The following is a 14778-nucleotide window of genomic DNA, read 5'->3' as shown; positions in this document are numbered from 1 at the left end:
ACATGACCGGCATCGCCGACGTTCTTGGCCGTGAAATCCTTGATAGCCGCGGCAATCCCACCGTCGAAGTCGATGTCTATCTGGAAGACGGTTCGTTCGGCCGCGCGGCTGTGCCGTCGGGCGCTTCGACCGGCGCACACGAGGCAGTTGAGAAGCGCGATGGCGAGCCGGATCGTTATCTGGGCAAAGGCGTGCGTGATGCGGTTGAAGCGGTGAACGGCGAGATCGCCAACGCGATCCTGGGCCTCGACGCTGAAGAGCAACGCCGCATCGATCGCACCTTGATTGAACTCGACGGCACTGAGAACAAGGCGCGCCTCGGCGCGAACTCGATCCTTGGCGTTTCGCTGGCGGTGGCGAAAGCTGCGGCGAACAGCAATGCGATGCCGCTCTATCGTTATCTCGGCGGCGTGCAGGCGCGCGTGCTGCCGACGCCGATGATGAACATCATCAATGGCGGCGCGCACGCCGATAACCCGATCGACGTTCAAGAATTCATGATCATGCCGATCGGCGCGACCAATGTCGCTGACGCCGTGCGCATGGGCGCGGAAGTGTTCCACACGCTGAAGAAGCAATTGAAGGAAGCCGGTCACGCGACGAACGTGGGCGACGAAGGCGGCTTCGCGCCGAACCTCGCCAGCGCCGATGACGCGATCAGCTTCATTCTGAAATCGATCGAGAAGGCGGGCTACACGCCAGGCGAAGACATCGCGCTCGCGCTCGATTGCGCCTCGACCGAGTATTTCAAGAACGGCAAGTATGAGCTCGAAGGCGAGGGCAAGTCGCTGTCGCCGGAAGCGCATGCGAAATATCTGGCCGATCTTGTCGATCGCTATCCGATCATCTCGATCGAAGACGGCATGTCGGAAGACGATTTCGAAGGCTGGCGCGCGCTGACGGATCTGATCGGCGATAAGTGCCAATTGGTCGGCGACGACTTGTTCGTGACCAACATGTCGCGTCTGGCGCTGGGCTTTGAAAAAGGCCTCGGCAATTCGATCCTGATCAAGGTCAACCAGATCGGCACGCTGACGGAGACCTTGGACGTGGTCGATATGGCCCAACGCGCGGGCTATTCGGCGGTGATGAGCCATCGTTCGGGCGAAACGGAAGATTCCACCATCGCCGATCTCGCGGTGGCCACCAATTGCGGCCAGATCAAAACCGGCTCGCTGGCGCGCTCGGATCGGACGGCGAAATACAATCAGCTGATCCGCATTGCGGAGATGCTGGATGATAGCGCTGAGTACGCGGGCGCGACGACGATTATTGGGCGCTGACGCATACGCCATCGTCCTCCCCCGTGAGGGGGAGGTGGTGCGTGCCGAGCACGCGATGGAGGGGCGGGTGCGAAATTCTGCGGGCAGCGGCGCCGTCCCCTCAGTCACGCTGACGCCTGACAGCTCCCCTATCGGGTGAGCACGAAACTCAGCTCAACTTGAAACAGCGCGACGCTCGTATTCCGCGCGCGTCGCAGGCCAGACGTGGAGTTCGGCGTCGCGTTGCATGCGCGGGTCGATGTAGGGCGAGCGCGGTTGGCGCTTGAACGCGATGTGGGCGAGAAACTTCTTTGGCGCGCGGCGCATAGCGTGCGAGGCGTTGCGCGTAGGACAGCGGCTTCTCCAGCACGCGGCTCAGCGCATTGATGCGACGGATCATACGCTGCACCGGCGGCAACGAACGGCGCAGGCGCGCTTAAGGTTTTCAAGTTGCGCTTGATAGAGGCTGTCGCGTTCGAGCCCGGCGCGGGTTTGTGGTTTGCCGGGCAGGCGGATGCGCGCGGGATGTGGTTTCGCGCGCGGCCAGAGGCGAAAGGCGTGGCCGCGCTCAGTGCTGCGTTCGCGCGGCGGCGCGGGCTGTTTTATCGTCGTGTAGATTAAGGGCAGCTGGATTGGGCGCGGCTTTGGCAGCGGCGGCGCGAGCGCCAGGGCCAACCATCAACTCATGATCCTGGACGATCCCAGAGCCAAGCCGGTTTTCGAGCGCGCCCTAGATGACGACAATACTGAAGTTCGCAGCGCGGCAGCCGCTGGCCTTGAGAGATTGGCACGCGCCACGGGATGACCGGATTGGGCCAGACGCGGACGATCAGCATGAAGGTTTCACCAAAATCGACCGGACAGGGAAGGCCTGCTGGAAGCCGGCGGTCCGATGGGGCGAACTCGGCGCCGCGTTTGCATTGATCGGGCGAAAGCGGCGCTGGGGCCGCTGGCGGGATTATTCATGAAGCTGCCTGCGCATAAATCGGGACACTTCGTCGGCTGGTTGAGCCTCTCCGAGAAACAATCGTTTGCCTGGGCGCTTCGGATCGAAGTGTCGAACAGGGCGGCGGTGATGGTGCCGGTGCGGGTCGAGAACCGCGACCGCGGCTGGACCCATTATCATTACGCCGACCTGACGGCCGTGCCCGCTTACCAGATCAATCAACTCATCTATTCGGGCCACCTGACCGAGATGGCCGCGAACGAGGGTGATTCCGATAGGCGTGACGAACGTCACGGCGCAGCGGCCTAGGCCGGTTTAGGCTCCCTTCATCGCCAGAGGGCGATGAGGAAAGGAGCCTGACCATGTTGATCCGCTTTAGCTGCCTGATGCTTGCTTTGATGGCCTTCGTGCCGGGCGCCTTTGCGACGCTCAACCAAGCTGCGCACATCATCGCCTGAGGCGGCCTCCAAGCCGAACCTCAGCTTCACGGACGCGATCCCCAGGTCGCGTCCGTTTTTCTGTCTGCACGCTGCAAATTTTTCCTAGCGTTCAAACGCAGCCCGTTGCGAGAACAGAACAAGACCGCACCACTATAACTGGTGAGGCGCGCTTAAGCTTATGATTTTACACGAATAGAACAAACACAGAATATTTTTGAGTCTTTACGATTCCTTTACCAACGCGACTCAAGGTCCGCCCGAATCGGGGTTTGAGGCATGGGTAAGCAAGGGTCGGCGATCGTCAGCATCGGTCTCGGTGCGGCAATTCTATACCTCGGCGCGCACGCCGTGACGGGCCACCAAGGGCTCATGGCCTATGTCGATCTGCAGGCGCAGGAGCATGCGCTGGAGCAGCGTGTGGACGCTCTCGAGGAAGAGCACGCGGCGCTCGAAGCGCGGGCGGCGCGGATGCGCCCTGAGACCTTGGACCTCGATTATCTCGATGAGCGCGCGCGGCTGACGCTGGCGGCCGGCGACAGCGAAGAGATCGTGTTCGCGCTGGACCGCTAAGGTGCTCTAGAGAGTTTCTTGGCTCTGACCAATTTTGCTGCATTGCAGCAACGCAAAGCTCGGTAGCGAGCTATATCAATTCCGCATATGAGGAGCGCGCGGGCGTCTGTGGACACCGATCGCAATGCACGGCGTTAGTCAGCGCCGGAGGAGCACCACATGGCGGAAGCTGGCGCCAAGCGCGCAAACGGATCGCATTCGGCTGAGGCCAGCGGCGCGGAGCTGCTTCAATACTACAAGGACATGCTGCTGATCCGGCGCTTCGAGGAGCGCGCGGGCCAGCTTTACGGCATGGGTCTGATTGGCGGCTTCTGCCACCTGTATATCGGCCAGGAAGCGGTCGTCGTCGGCATGCAAGCGGCGTTGAAGGATGGCGACCAAGTCATCACCGCCTATCGCGATCACGGCCACATGCTGGCGGCCGGCATGGACGCGAACGGCGTCATGGCGGAGCTGACCGGGCGTCGCGACGGCTATTCCAAAGGCAAGGGCGGCTCGATGCATATGTTCAGCATCGAGAAGGCGTTCTATGGCGGCCACGGCATTGTCGGCGCGCAGGTGTCGCTCGGCACCGGGCTCGCGTTCGCGAACAAGTATCGCAAGGACGGCAAGGTCTGCCTCACCTATTTTGGCGACGGCGCGGCGAACCAAGGCCAAGTCTACGAGAGCTTTAATATGGCGGCGCTCTGGAAGCTGCCGGTCGTCTATATCGTTGAGAACAATCAATACGCGATGGGCACGGCGATCACGCGCTCCAGCTCGGAAACGCATCTCTATAAGCGCGGCGTCTCGTTCAATATTCCGGGCGAAGAAGTGGACGGCATGGATGTCGTCGCGGTGCGCGAAGCGGGCAAGCGCGCGGTGGAGCGCGCGCGCGCGGGCGAGGGGCCGTATCTGTTGGAGATGAAGACCTATCGCTATCGCGGCCACTCGATGTCGGACCCGGCGAAATATCGCACCAAGGAAGAGGTCGACGACATCAAGGCCAAGAGCGATCCGATTGAGCTGGTGAAGAAAATGCTGATCGATGGCGGTCACGCTGATGAGGCGGCGTTGAAAGAGATCGATCGCGAGATCCGTGGCGTGGTCAGCGAAAGCGCGACGTTCGCGCAAGAGAGCCCGGAGCCCGATCCGAGCGAGCTGATGACGGACATTTATATCGATGCGTAAGACATCGACCAAAGAGGGGGGAATTGCATGAGCGTTGAACTTACATATCTCGCGTACTCGATCGCGTTGTTTTTCGTGGTCGTGTTTGTGCAGGCTGGCGCGGGCGTCCGCAACAATGGCGGGCTCGCGATGATGAACAATCGCGATAATCTGAAGCCGCCGACCGTGTTTCAGGCGCGCATGAAGCGCTTGGTCGACAATTTCCGCGAGAACCTTTGGTTCTTCGCGCCGCTCATTCTGATCGCGGCGATCTCCGGCATTTCCAATCAATGGACCGTGCTGGGCGCTCAAATCTTCTTCTTCTCGCGTATTCTGCACGCGGTTTGGTACGCGTTCGGCTGGCCGATCCTGCGTGCATTCTTCTGGCTCGCCGGCGTGATCGCCTGCGTGCTCATCTTCCTGGCTCTGTTCGGGGTTCTCGCCTGATGACGCAAATCCTCATGCCCGCGCTGTCTCCGACTATGGAGGAGGGCAATCTCGCGAAATGGCTGGTGAAGGTCGGCGATAGAATCGAGCCGGGCCAAGTCATTGCCGAGATCGAAACCGACAAGGCGACGATGGAAGTCGAGGCCGTCGACGAAGGCGTGATCTCGAAACTGCTCGTCGACGAAGGCGCGCAGGGCGTGAAGGTGAATACGCCGATCGCTGTGTTGGATGGCGAAGGCGAAGCGGCTGCGTCTGCGAAGCAAGAAGCCAAGCAGACGCCGGCCCCCCTCAGTCAGCCCGCTGCGCGCGCTGACAGCGCCTCCGCGCGCGGGGGAGCATCGCTGAGCGTCGCCGATCCAGAACTCACGCCAGGCACGCAAATGGTGAAGGTCACACTGCGCGATGCGCTGCGGGACGCGATGGCGGAAGAAATGCGCCGCGATCCGAGCGTGTTTTTGATGGGCGAAGAGGTCGCGCAATATCAGGGCGCGTACAAGGTTTCGCGCGGGCTGCTCGATGAGTTCGGACCCGAGCGCGTGGTCGATACCCCGATCACCGAACATGGCTTTGCCGGCCTCGGCGTGGGCGCGGCGATGGCGGGTTTGAAGCCGATCGTCGAATTCATGACCTGGAATTTCGGCATGCAGGCCATCGACCAGATCATCAATTCGGCCGCGAAGACGCTCTATATGTCGGGCGGCCAGATCAAATCGTCGATTGTGTTTCGTGGGCCGAACGGCGCGGCCTCTCGCGTCGCGGCGCAGCACAGCCAGGATTATTCGTCTTGGTACTCGCACATTCCAGGCCTCATCGTGATCGCGCCGTATGATGCGGCCGATGCGAAGGGCTTGTTGAAAGCCGCGATCCGCAATCCGAACCCGGTCGTCTTTCTGGAGCACGAGATGCTCTATGGCGTCGAGTTCGAGGTGCCGGACGTCGCCGATTGGATCGTGCCGATCGGCAAGGCGAAGATTCGCCGCGTCGGCGCTGACGTCACCATCACGGCGCATTCGCGCATGGTGGGCTTGGCGTTGAAGGCGGCCGAGCAATTGGCGGACGAAGGCATCGACGCCGAAGTGATCGATCTGCGCACGCTGCGTCCGTTGGATACCGGTACGATTATCGAAAGCGTGAAGAAGACGAACCGCATCGTCACGGTCGAGGAAGGCTGGGGCCAATCGGGCGTCGGCGCCGAGATCGCCGCGCGCGTGACGTCTGAGGCGTTCGACTATCTCGATGCGCCGCCGACGCGTGTGCACCAAGTCGATGCGCCACTCGCGTACGCAGCCAATCTCGAAGCGCTCGCGCTGCCGAGCGTGGATAAGATCGTCGATGCGGTGAAAGCGGTGACGTATCGGTGATCTATCACGGCGCATGTCATTGCGGCGCGGTGCGCGCGGTTTATGAGACGGAGACGCCGGTGCGCCTGCGCCATGACGGCTGCTCGTTCTGCGCGTCGCGCGGCGTGAAATCGGCGTCCGATCCGGACGGCAAGCTTGCGCTGACGAGTGACGCGAAGCTGACGCGCTATCGCTTTGGTCAGAAGAGCGCGGATTTTCTCATCTGCCCGACATGCGGAGCCTATGTCGCCACATACATGGAAGGCCCGCACGGCCCTGTCGGCGTGATCAATGTCGTTGGTCTGGCCATCCCCGAGCTCAAAGACGAACCCGTAACCAATGCTAGCCTCGACGGCGAAAGCGAAGCCGAACGCATCGCACGCCGCCTCGCGCGCTGGACGCCGATGCAGCTCACGGAGGCCGCGGCATGAGTGAAGGCGAAGTTGTCGAGCAATTGATCGGCTATATGAGCCTCTTGCTGCTGGGCGTGTCGATCATCTTCACGGTGGTGTCCGCCTACATCGTGGCGCTCAATTATTTTGTCGGCGAAGCCATGTTCGTCGCGCGCCTTGGCGCTTTCTCGTTCGTGTCGCTGATCCTCGCGCTCCTCTTGGTGCTGATGGTCGGCGCGCAGACCGCGCATGACGGGCTCATTCAACGCCTGCATGAATTGGCGGCGGCGGGCGAACTCACGGCCCCGGGCCAAGCCGCATTGCTGAACGCCTCAAGCGGCATCGATAGCGCCGTGCGCTTGTTGCTGTGGGCGGGCATGATCGCCGTCTATGCCGCCCTTGGCTACATGACCTTTATCCATCGCTGGAAGCCCGACGTCGTGAACGTCTCGCTGCAATCGAAAAGAGCTTCGGAATGACGACGCAAATCACCATGCCCGCGCTTTCTCCGACGATGGAGGAGGGCAATCTCGCGAAATGGCACGTGAAGGTCGGCGATACGATCGAGCCGGGTCAGGTCATCGCCGAGATCGAGACGGATAAGGCGACGATGGAAGTCGAGGCCGTCGATGAAGGCGTGATCGCTGAGATTTTGGTCGCTGAGGGTACGCAAGGCGTGAAGGTGAATACGCCGATCGCAACGCTCGCGGGCGAAGGCGAAGCGGCGAAGCCGGTTGCGAAAACTCCTCCCCCGCAAGCGGGGGAGGTCCGAGCGCAGCGAGGGGAGGGGGAAGTGCGCAACGCCCCCCTCAGTCAGCCCGCTGCGCGCGCTGACAGCTCCCCCGTGCGCGGGGGAGCATCCGAACCGCGCGTACTCGCGTCGCCATTGGCGCGTCGGCTCGCAGAGCAAGGTGGGATTGATCTTTCGGGGCTTGCGGGTTCGGGGCCGCATGGGCGCGTGGTGAAGGCGGATGTGGAAGCGGCGTTGAAGGCGCCGCCGGCTGCGAAGAAGCCAGCGCCGCGCAGGGATGAGCCCCCGCGTTTGGAATCGCGTGCGCTGGCGACGCAAGCGCCAGCTACGCAAACGCCCGTGCAACACAAAACGCTGGAGCAGCAAGGCATTCGCGCGGGCTCATACGATCTCGTGCCGCTTGATCTGATGCGCAAAACGATCGCCAAGCGCATGACCGAAAGCTTCCGCGATGTGCCGCATTTTCCGCTGAACATCGATATCGAGATCGACACGCTGTTGAAGGCGCGGGCCGAGATCAACAAGCGCTTCGGCGATAAGGGCGTGAAGATTTCGGTCAACGACATGTGCATCAAGGCGGCGGCCTTGGCGCTGAAGCTCGTCCCGGAAGCCAACGCGTCATACACGCCGGACGGCATCGCGGTTCACCACCACGCCGACGTCGCCGTGGCCGTGGCGATACCGGGCGGCTTGATCACGCCGATCATCTGGGCGGCGGAGACGAAGGGCCTCGCGCAAATCTCGCACGAGATGGCCGATCTGGCCGAACGCGCGCGCACCAAGAAGCTGAAACCGGAAGAGTTTCAGGGCGGCACGTTCTCGATCTCCAACATGGGCATGATGGGAATCAAGAGTTTCGCCTCGATCATCAACGAACCGCACGGCATGATCATGTCGATCGGCGCCGGCGAAAAGCGACCGGTCGTGAAGAACGACGCGCTGGCGATCGCGACAATGATGAGCGTGACCGTGACGTGCGATCACCGCGTCGTCGATGGCGCGCTGGGCGCGGCCTTCCTGAAAGCGTTCCGCGGCTTCCTGGAAGACCCGATGGCGATGTTGCTCTGATCCATGCTGTCTCTTCTGCTTGCTTCGTTCGTGACGTTCTTCGTCGCTATCGACCCTGTGGCGATGGCGCCCATGTTTACGACCATGACATCGGGCATGACGCCGGAATGGCGTCGCAAGATGGCGATCAAGTCGGTGGCGATTGCGAGCGGCATTTTGTTGGCGTTTGCGTTTGGCGGCGCCTGGCTGCTGGAACAGATCCATGTGTCGATGGATGCATTCCGGATCGCCGGCGGTTTGCTGTTGTTCCTGATCGCGGTCGACATGCTGTTCGAGAAGCGCGCGGAGCGACGTGATGAGCGGGCCGAGAAGGTGGCGCAGCATCAGGCCGAGCACCCAGAGCATCAGGACGACATTTCGGTGTTTCCGCTGGCGATTCCGCTGATTGCGGGCCCGGGCGCGATCGCTTCGATCATGCTTTTCTTCGCGCAATATGAAGGCGCGCTGGAGCGGACGATGGTTCTGCTCGGCGTCGGGATCAATTTGGCGCTGTGCTTGGGGGCCTTCCTGTTGGCTGGCCCGATCTCGAAAGTGATGGGGCCGACGGTGGGCTCGATGCTGACGCGCGTGTTTGGGATTTTGCTTGCGGCCCTGGCGGCGCAATTCGTTGTTGATGGCGTACGCAACGCCTTTGGGATCGGCGCATGAGCAACTCGTTTGATCTGATCGTGATTGGTTCGGGCCCTGGCGGCTATGTGACCGCCATCCGCGCGTCGCAGCTGGGGATGAAGGTGGCGATCGTGGAGCGCGATCGTCTGGGCGGCATTTGCCTCAACTGGGGCTGCATCCCGACCAAGGCGCTGCTGCGCTCGGCCGAAGTGTATCGCAATTTCAAACATGCGGGCGAGTTCGGGCTTTCGGCCGAGGGCGTGAAGTTTGATCCCGCGGCGGTGGTGAAGCGCTCGCGCGGCGTGGCCGGACGCATGGAGAAGGGCGTCCAGTTCTTGATGAAGAAGAACAAGATCACAGTCGTGGAAGGCGAAGCGCGCTTGGAGAAGGGCAGTGCGGCGCCGAAAGTGGTCGTGAAGGGCAAGGACGGCAAAGACGCGTCGTATGATGCGAAGCACGTGATCCTCGCCACCGGTGCGCGGGCGCGTGAGATTCCGGCCGCAGGCTTGAAGAGCGACGGCAAGAGGATTTGGACTTATCGCGATGCGATGATTCCGCCGGAATGGCCGGAGAGTTTGCTGGTGTTCGGCTCGGGCGCGATCGGGATTGAGTTTGCTTCTTTCTATGCGGCGTTCGGCGTGAAGGTGACGGTGGTCGAATTGCTCGACCGCGTGTTGCCGGTCGAAGACGAGGAAATCTCCGCGTTCGCGAAGAAGCGCTTCGAGAAGGAAGGGCTGAAGATTTTGACATCCACCGAAGCGAAGTCGCTGAAGGCGACGGCGAACGGTGTTGAGGCCGTGGTGGCGGCGAACGGCAAGCAAGAGACCCTGGCGGCGTCGCATGCGATCGTGGCTGTGGGCATCACGGGCAACATTGAAAATCTGGGGCTTGAAACGCTCGGTGTGAAAACGGAGCGCGGGCACATCGTCACGGATGGCTACGGCAAGACGAACGTGGCCGGGCTCTATGCGATTGGCGATGTAACCGGCGCGCCGTGGTTGGCGCACAAGGCGTCGCACGAAGGCATGATCTGCGTCGAGGCGATTGCGGGGCAGAAGCCGCACGCGATGATCAAGGAGCGCATCGCCGGTTGCACCTATTCGCATCCGCAAGTCGCAAGCGTTGGCCTCACCGAAGCCAAGGCAAAAGCGGCGGGGCGTGAGGTGCGGGTGGGGCGCTTCCCATTCGTCGGCAACGGGAAGGCGATTGCGCTGGGCGAGGACCAGGGCATGGTCAAAGTGGTGTTCGACGCAAAGACCGGCGAATTGCTCGGCGCGCATATGGTGGGCGCTGAAGTGACGGAGCTGATTCAGGGCTATGTCGTCGCCATGAACGCCGAAGTGACGGAGCAGGAGCTGATGGAAACAGTGTTCCCGCATCCGACGCTCTCGGAAATGATGCACGAAGCGGTGCTCGATGCGTATGGGCGCGTGCTGCACGTCTAGGAGAGTGCGTTGAGCGAGTGGCCGGAGCCTGTACGCGAGCCTGGTGAGACACCGCGCTGGCTTGGCTGGACCATCGCTGCGTTGGTGTTTGGCGCGTTGCTGTGGGCTGTGCGCGACGACAACGCGCTTCGTATGCCGGAGTTTGCGTTGCCCGAGATTGAGATGCCGGAGATTCAGTGGCCGGATTTCGCGGAGAACGCGCCGACAAATGATGTGTCCGTCGCGCCGACGACGAGCGCGGACAATCTTGGCGACGCCTCACCCGTGGTAGAAGGCCCGACTTCGGATTTCGAGGCGCCGGTGGTGGAGGGCGCATCGTTCGAGATGTGCGTGGGCGCCATTGACCAAGCCGCCGCCACGCTTGGACCCGCGACCGTGATCGAGAACAGCGCCGACCGTCGCGTTGTACGCTTCAAGACGCTGCAAGGCGATCTGACGATGAGCTGCATCGACGGGACGATGCGGATGGAGCAGCGCGGCGGTTAAGCCGCTTTCGCTTCCGCGAAGCGCTCCGCCGCCATGCGTTGCAGCACGACGTAATCGGTTTTGCCGCTGCCGAGCACCGGGATGCTTTCGATGACGACGATGCGTTTCGGGATCGCGAGCTCGCTGGCGCCGTTTTCTTTGCACCAGGCCTGCAGGTCTTCGACTTTGGCGTCAGCGTTATCCGTGAAGAGGATGATGCGTTCGCCTTTGCGGGAATCCGGCAAGGCCACGGCGGCGTGGAGGTGGTCGGGCCACACGGTTTGGGCGTAGCTCTCGACGGCGTTGAGCGAGACCATCTCGCCGCCGACTTTGGCGAAGCGCTTCACGCGGCCGAGGATACGGATGAAGCCGTCTTCGTCGACATCCACCACGTCGCCCGTGTCGTGCCAGCCTTGCGGCAAGAGATCGATGCCGAACGGCTTCGTGGGATCGAGATAGCCGCGCATCACGTTGGGGCCGCGCACGAAGAGCTTCTGGCCGCCTTCGATGCCCGGCACCGGCTCCAGGCGCCACTCAATGCCAGGCAGGAATTGGCCGACGGTGCCGTGCTTGTTGGCGCCGGGGATATTCACGGCGATGACGGGCGAGGCCTCGGTCGCGCCATAGCCTTCGAGCAATTCGACGTCGAAGCGGGTCTTGTAGAGTTCGCGGGTCTCCGGTTTCACGCGTTCAGCGCCGCAGACCATGAGCTTGATGCAATTGAGATCGCCGTCCTTGGCGTTGCGCGCATATTGCTGCGCGAACGTGTCGGTGGCGAAGAAGACGTTGGCGCCGGTTTCCTTCACCAACTTCGGAATTTCCTTCACCTGCAGCGGCGACGGGAAGAGAAACACTTTGTGGCCGGTGAAGAGCGGCAGCATCGCCCCACCCGTCAGGCCGAAGCAATGGAACATCGGCAGCGGGTTGAAGAACACCCATTCCGGATCGAACGGCACGTGCGCGTGTGCTTGTTCGACATTGCCGACAATGTTGGCGTGGCTCAGCACAGCGCCGCGCGGTGTGCCGTACGAGCCCGATGTGAAGAGGATGACGCCGGTGTCGTCCGGATTGGCTTTCGCGGCGAATACGCGGGGGAAAGAGCCCTTCAGCAAGGCGACGAGCTTGTCGCCGATGTCGATCGTTTTGCGGACGTCTTCGAGATAGATGAGCTTAGCGTGCTTGGAGAGTTCCTTCTCCAACGCTTCGAGACCGCCGAGCTTGATGAAGGCGCGGGATGTCAGAATCTTTTTGACGTTCGCGGCTTCGCACGCGGCGCGGAGATTCATCGCACCGGCCGTGAAGTTGAGCATAGCCGGTGTGCGGCCAATGGCTTGCAGCGCAAAGAACGTGACCACACAGCCCGCGCCTGTTGGCAGCAGGATGCCCGCGGTTTCGCGGCGCTTGATCAACATGTCGAGCTTGCCGCCGAGCGCGAACGCGGCGCGGACGATGTCGTCGTAGGAGAGCGGCTTACGCTCGTGATCCTCAAGAATCTTGTACTTGCCGCCGCGACCATCACGCGCCCGAAGAAGGGCTTCGAACAAGGAGACGCGCGTACGCGCCAACTCGAACGGTTTCTGCGCCATGAGCCTGATGCCTCCGTACTGACCCGCCCAAAGCGCCCGCAAGGAAGTGGTGGACGCTTGTCCCGTGATTATTGTTTCACGGCTGTAACAGAGACTATCGGCGTGGCCAGACTTGGGCAAGACGTCGCACGTTAACCCCTTGGCGGCGCGGAGCAGAAATGTCGTCCAGGCGTTGCGGGACAAGGCGCGGAGGCTCATGTTCCGGGGATGCCGACGCTGATTGATTTGCGCTCAGAAGGCGAAAAGCCGGGCGAAGCCCGCCCCCGCCACCCCGAAAAGGAGCGGCGGCCGGATAATGCGTCGCCGCGTAAGCCGGACTGGATCCGGGTGAAGGCGCCGACGAGCTTGGGCTACCACCAGACCAAAGAGCTCGTGCGCGATCTGAAGCTGCACACGGTCTGCGAAGAAGCCGGCTGCCCGAACATCGGCGAGTGCTGGAGCCAAAAGCACGCGACCTTCATGATCCTGGGGGGCATCTGCACGCGCGCCTGCAGCTTCTGCAACGTGTCGACGGGCAAGCCGTCGCCGCTGGATGAGTCTGAGCCGGAGAATGTCGCGCACGCCACCGCGAAGATGGGCTTGAAGCATGTCGTGGTGACGTCAGTCGATCGCGACGATCTGGACGACGGCGGCGCCGATCATTTCGTGCGGACGATCCGCGCTATTCGTGAGGCTGCGCCTGAGACGACGATTGAAATTTTGACGCCGGACTTTTTGCGTAAGCCGGGTGCTGCGGAATTGGTGATCGACGCGGCGCCGGATGTGTTCAACCACAATCTGGAAACCGTGCCGCGGCTCTATCATTCGATCCGGCCGGGCGCGCGTTATTATCAATCGCTGCGCTTGCTGGATTCGGTGAAGCAGCGCGATCCGAACCAATTCACGAAGTCTGGGCTGATGGTGGGCCTCGGTGAGACGAAAGACGAAGTGCTGCAGGTCATGGATGATCTGCGCGTCGCTAACGTGGATTTTCTCACCATCGGCCAATATTTGCAGCCGACGAAGAAGCACGCGGCGATCGATCGGTTCTGGACGCCGGAAGAGTTCAAGGCGCTGGAGACGATCGCGTACGCCAAGGGCTTTCTCATGGTGTCGGCCTCGCCGCTGACGCGCTCTTCGCATCACGCGGGCGAAGATTTTGCGCGGCTGAAAGCGGCGCGTTTGGCGCAGCAAGCTTGAGGCGGCGCATGCCAACTCCTCCCCCGCTAGCGGGGGAGGTGGCGAGCGTAGCGAGCTGGAGGGGGAAACTCCGCCAATTGCGTGCGCCGCGCCCCCTCAGTCACGCTGTGCGTGACAGCTCCCCCGTAAACGGGGGAGCAGTTTAGTGACCCGCACCACGATCGAAGCAGAGCGCATCTTGCCGTATGCGCCGGCGGATTTGTGCCGGTTGGTCGGCGATGTGCGCGCGTATCCGGAATTTGTTCCGTGGCTGCAGAGCTTGCGCGTGGTGAAGGAAGAGCCGCGCGATGAAGGCGGCTGGGAAGGTGTCGCCACGGCGATCGTGGGCTGGAAGGCGATCACCGAGCGCTTCTCGACCACGGTGCGCTGCGAGCCTGCGAAGGGCGAAGTGGACGTGGCGCTGGTGAGCGGGCCCTTTCATGCGCTCGACAATCGCTGGCGCTTCGAGCCGCACGAGAAAGGCGCGAAGGTGCGCTTCTGGATTTCGTATCAGTTCAAGAACCCGTTGCTGAATGCGGTCGTGAGCGCCAACAAGGACAAGGTCGCCGCGCGGGTGATGGGCGCGTTTGAGCGCGAAGCGAAGAAGCGGCTCGGCCGCTAATCCATCACGCGCTTCAGCAGATCGAACGCGGCGAGCACGGTCGCAAGTTGGATTTCGTGCCGCCCTAAATCGCCGAAGCGTTGCTCTTCGTGGATGGTCGCGCCATTGCGGCCTGCGGCGGCCAGGTGGACGAGGCCGACGGGTTTTTCAGGCGTGCCGCCGTCGGGGCCGGCTATGCCGGTGACCGCGACACTTATGTCGGCGCGGCTTTTGGCGATCGCGCCTTCGGCCATCGCAATGGCGACGTCGCGGCTGACGGCGCCGAGGCGCTGGATAAGATCGGCGGGCACGCCGAGCATTTCGGTTTTGGCTTCGTTCGAATAGGTGACGAAGCCGCGCTCCAAGCTGGCGGAAGCGCCGGGCACGGCCGCGAGCGAAGCGGCGATCAGACCGCCGGTGCAGCTCTCAGCGGTGGCGATCATCAGGCCGCGCGATTTTGTTTCGGCCAGCAGCTTTTGGGCGTTCTTATAGGTGGCGGTCATTCGTCGTGGATAGCGCCGCGATGTGGAGAAAGTCCATTCCCAGGGC

At 62.3% G+C, this 14778-nt stretch carries 16 protein-coding genes; 14 read left to right on the top strand and 2 right to left on the bottom strand.

Features of this window, described 5'->3' with window-relative positions; translation table 11 throughout:
- The first annotated feature begins 2 nt into the window (after positions 1-2).
- From eno to EPJ54_RS02825, 12 genes are all read left to right on the top strand, one after another.
- The gene (gene eno, locus EPJ54_RS02880; RefSeq protein ID WP_135210157.1) at positions 3-1283 is read left to right on the top strand and encodes a phosphopyruvate hydratase; all 1281 of its coding nucleotides are present in this window, start codon (positions 3-5) and stop codon (positions 1281-1283) included.
- 943 nt (positions 1284-2226) lie between these two features.
- The gene (locus EPJ54_RS02875) at positions 2227-2517 is read left to right on the top strand and encodes a hypothetical protein (RefSeq protein ID WP_135210156.1); all 291 of its coding nucleotides are present in this window, start codon (positions 2227-2229) and stop codon (positions 2515-2517) included.
- Between the two features lie 407 nt (positions 2518-2924).
- On the top strand, positions 2925-3218 hold the full coding sequence (locus EPJ54_RS02870) for an FtsB family cell division protein (protein ID WP_135210155.1): 294 nt from the start codon (positions 2925-2927) through the stop codon (positions 3216-3218).
- Between the two features lie 159 nt (positions 3219-3377).
- Positions 3378-4388: a pyruvate dehydrogenase (acetyl-transferring) E1 component subunit alpha gene (pdhA, locus tag EPJ54_RS02865; protein WP_135210154.1), complete on the top strand. Its 1011-nt coding sequence runs from the start codon at positions 3378-3380 to the stop codon at positions 4386-4388.
- Between the two features lie 27 nt (positions 4389-4415).
- On the top strand, positions 4416-4814 hold the full coding sequence (locus tag EPJ54_RS02860; protein WP_135210153.1) for an MAPEG family protein: 399 nt from the start codon (positions 4416-4418) through the stop codon (positions 4812-4814).
- The gene (locus EPJ54_RS02855) at positions 4814-6175 is read left to right on the top strand and encodes a pyruvate dehydrogenase complex E1 component subunit beta (RefSeq protein ID WP_135210152.1); all 1362 of its coding nucleotides are present in this window, start codon (positions 4814-4816) and stop codon (positions 6173-6175) included. Before EPJ54_RS02860 ends, EPJ54_RS02855 begins: the two co-directional genes overlap by 1 nt.
- Complete coding sequence (locus EPJ54_RS02850) at positions 6172-6585, top strand: GFA family protein (RefSeq protein WP_135210151.1); 414 nt, start codon at positions 6172-6174, stop codon at positions 6583-6585. Before EPJ54_RS02855 ends, EPJ54_RS02850 begins: the two co-directional genes overlap by 4 nt.
- Positions 6582-7025 (top strand): hypothetical protein, encoded by a 444-nt coding sequence (locus EPJ54_RS02845; RefSeq protein WP_135210150.1) that lies wholly within the window; start codon positions 6582-6584, stop codon positions 7023-7025. The genes EPJ54_RS02850 and EPJ54_RS02845 overlap by 4 nt, the downstream gene beginning before the upstream one ends.
- Positions 7022-8365, top strand: a complete 1344-nt coding sequence (locus tag EPJ54_RS02840) for a pyruvate dehydrogenase complex dihydrolipoamide acetyltransferase (RefSeq protein ID WP_135210149.1) — start codon at positions 7022-7024, stop codon at positions 8363-8365. Before EPJ54_RS02845 ends, EPJ54_RS02840 begins: the two co-directional genes overlap by 4 nt.
- 3 nt (positions 8366-8368) lie before the next feature.
- On the top strand, positions 8369-9013 hold the full coding sequence (locus EPJ54_RS20000) for a MarC family protein (RefSeq protein WP_135210148.1): 645 nt from the start codon (positions 8369-8371) through the stop codon (positions 9011-9013).
- On the top strand, positions 9010-10419 hold the full coding sequence (gene lpdA, locus EPJ54_RS02830) for a dihydrolipoyl dehydrogenase (protein ID WP_135210147.1): 1410 nt from the start codon (positions 9010-9012) through the stop codon (positions 10417-10419). Before EPJ54_RS20000 ends, lpdA begins: the two co-directional genes overlap by 4 nt.
- Before the next feature lie 9 nt (positions 10420-10428).
- Complete coding sequence (locus EPJ54_RS02825) at positions 10429-10905, top strand: hypothetical protein (RefSeq protein WP_135210146.1); 477 nt, start codon at positions 10429-10431, stop codon at positions 10903-10905.
- Here the strand turns inward: EPJ54_RS02825 and EPJ54_RS02820 are convergent.
- On the bottom strand, positions 10902-12470 hold the full coding sequence (locus tag EPJ54_RS02820; protein WP_135210145.1) for an AMP-binding protein: 1569 nt from the start codon (positions 12468-12470) through the stop codon (positions 10902-10904). The two genes, EPJ54_RS02825 and EPJ54_RS02820, sit on opposite strands and share 4 nt — an antisense overlap.
- A 207-nt stretch (positions 12471-12677) precedes the next feature.
- Between EPJ54_RS02820 and lipA the strand changes: the two genes are divergently transcribed.
- Both lipA and EPJ54_RS02810 read left to right on the top strand, forming a co-directional pair.
- Positions 12678-13649: a lipoyl synthase gene (gene lipA / locus EPJ54_RS02815; protein ID WP_135210144.1), complete on the top strand. Its 972-nt coding sequence runs from the start codon at positions 12678-12680 to the stop codon at positions 13647-13649.
- Positions 13650-13794: 145 nt separating this feature from the next.
- Positions 13795-14250, top strand: a complete 456-nt coding sequence (locus tag EPJ54_RS02810; RefSeq protein ID WP_239590731.1) for a type II toxin-antitoxin system RatA family toxin — start codon at positions 13795-13797, stop codon at positions 14248-14250.
- Here EPJ54_RS02810 and EPJ54_RS02805 read toward each other — a convergent pair.
- Positions 14247-14732, bottom strand: a complete 486-nt coding sequence (locus tag EPJ54_RS02805) for a CinA family protein (protein WP_135210143.1) — start codon at positions 14730-14732, stop codon at positions 14247-14249. The two genes, EPJ54_RS02810 and EPJ54_RS02805, sit on opposite strands and share 4 nt — an antisense overlap.
- Positions 14733-14778: the final 46 nt, after the last annotated feature.

Source organism: Vitreimonas flagellata (assembly GCF_004634425.1).
Taxonomy (GTDB): domain Bacteria; phylum Pseudomonadota; class Alphaproteobacteria; order Caulobacterales; family Aquidulcibacteraceae; genus Vitreimonas; species Vitreimonas flagellata.
Note: the sequence above shows the minus strand (reverse complement) of the source record. Positions and strands in the feature narration are given on the sequence as shown.

Bases quoted from the DNA above. Each gene is read 5' to 3' on its own strand.
- EPJ54_RS02805 (WP_135210143.1), bottom strand. From the start codon at position 14,732: ATGACCGCCACCTATAAGAACGCCCAAAAGCTGCTGGCCGAAACAAAA.
- lpdA (WP_135210147.1), top strand. From the start codon at position 9,010: ATGAGCAACTCGTTTGATCTGATCGTGATTGGTTCGGGCCCTGGCGGC.
- lipA (WP_135210144.1), top strand. From the start codon at position 12,678: ATGCCGACGCTGATTGATTTGCGCTCAGAAGGCGAAAAGCCGGGCGAA.
- EPJ54_RS02870 (WP_135210155.1), top strand. From the start codon at position 2,925: ATGGGTAAGCAAGGGTCGGCGATCGTCAGCATCGGTCTCGGTGCGGCA.
- eno (WP_135210157.1), top strand. From the start codon at position 3: ATGACCGGCATCGCCGACGTTCTTGGCCGTGAAATCCTTGATAGCCGC.
- EPJ54_RS02875 (WP_135210156.1), top strand. From the start codon at position 2,227: ATGAAGCTGCCTGCGCATAAATCGGGACACTTCGTCGGCTGGTTGAGC.
- EPJ54_RS02855 (WP_135210152.1), top strand. From the start codon at position 4,814: ATGACGCAAATCCTCATGCCCGCGCTGTCTCCGACTATGGAGGAGGGC.
- EPJ54_RS02860 (WP_135210153.1), top strand. From the start codon at position 4,416: ATGAGCGTTGAACTTACATATCTCGCGTACTCGATCGCGTTGTTTTTC.
- pdhA (WP_135210154.1), top strand. From the start codon at position 3,378: ATGGCGGAAGCTGGCGCCAAGCGCGCAAACGGATCGCATTCGGCTGAG.
- EPJ54_RS02845 (WP_135210150.1), top strand. From the start codon at position 6,582: ATGAGTGAAGGCGAAGTTGTCGAGCAATTGATCGGCTATATGAGCCTC.
- EPJ54_RS02840 (WP_135210149.1), top strand. From the start codon at position 7,022: ATGACGACGCAAATCACCATGCCCGCGCTTTCTCCGACGATGGAGGAG.
- EPJ54_RS20000 (WP_135210148.1), top strand. From the start codon at position 8,369: ATGCTGTCTCTTCTGCTTGCTTCGTTCGTGACGTTCTTCGTCGCTATC.
- EPJ54_RS02820 (WP_135210145.1), bottom strand. From the start codon at position 12,470: ATGGCGCAGAAACCGTTCGAGTTGGCGCGTACGCGCGTCTCCTTGTTC.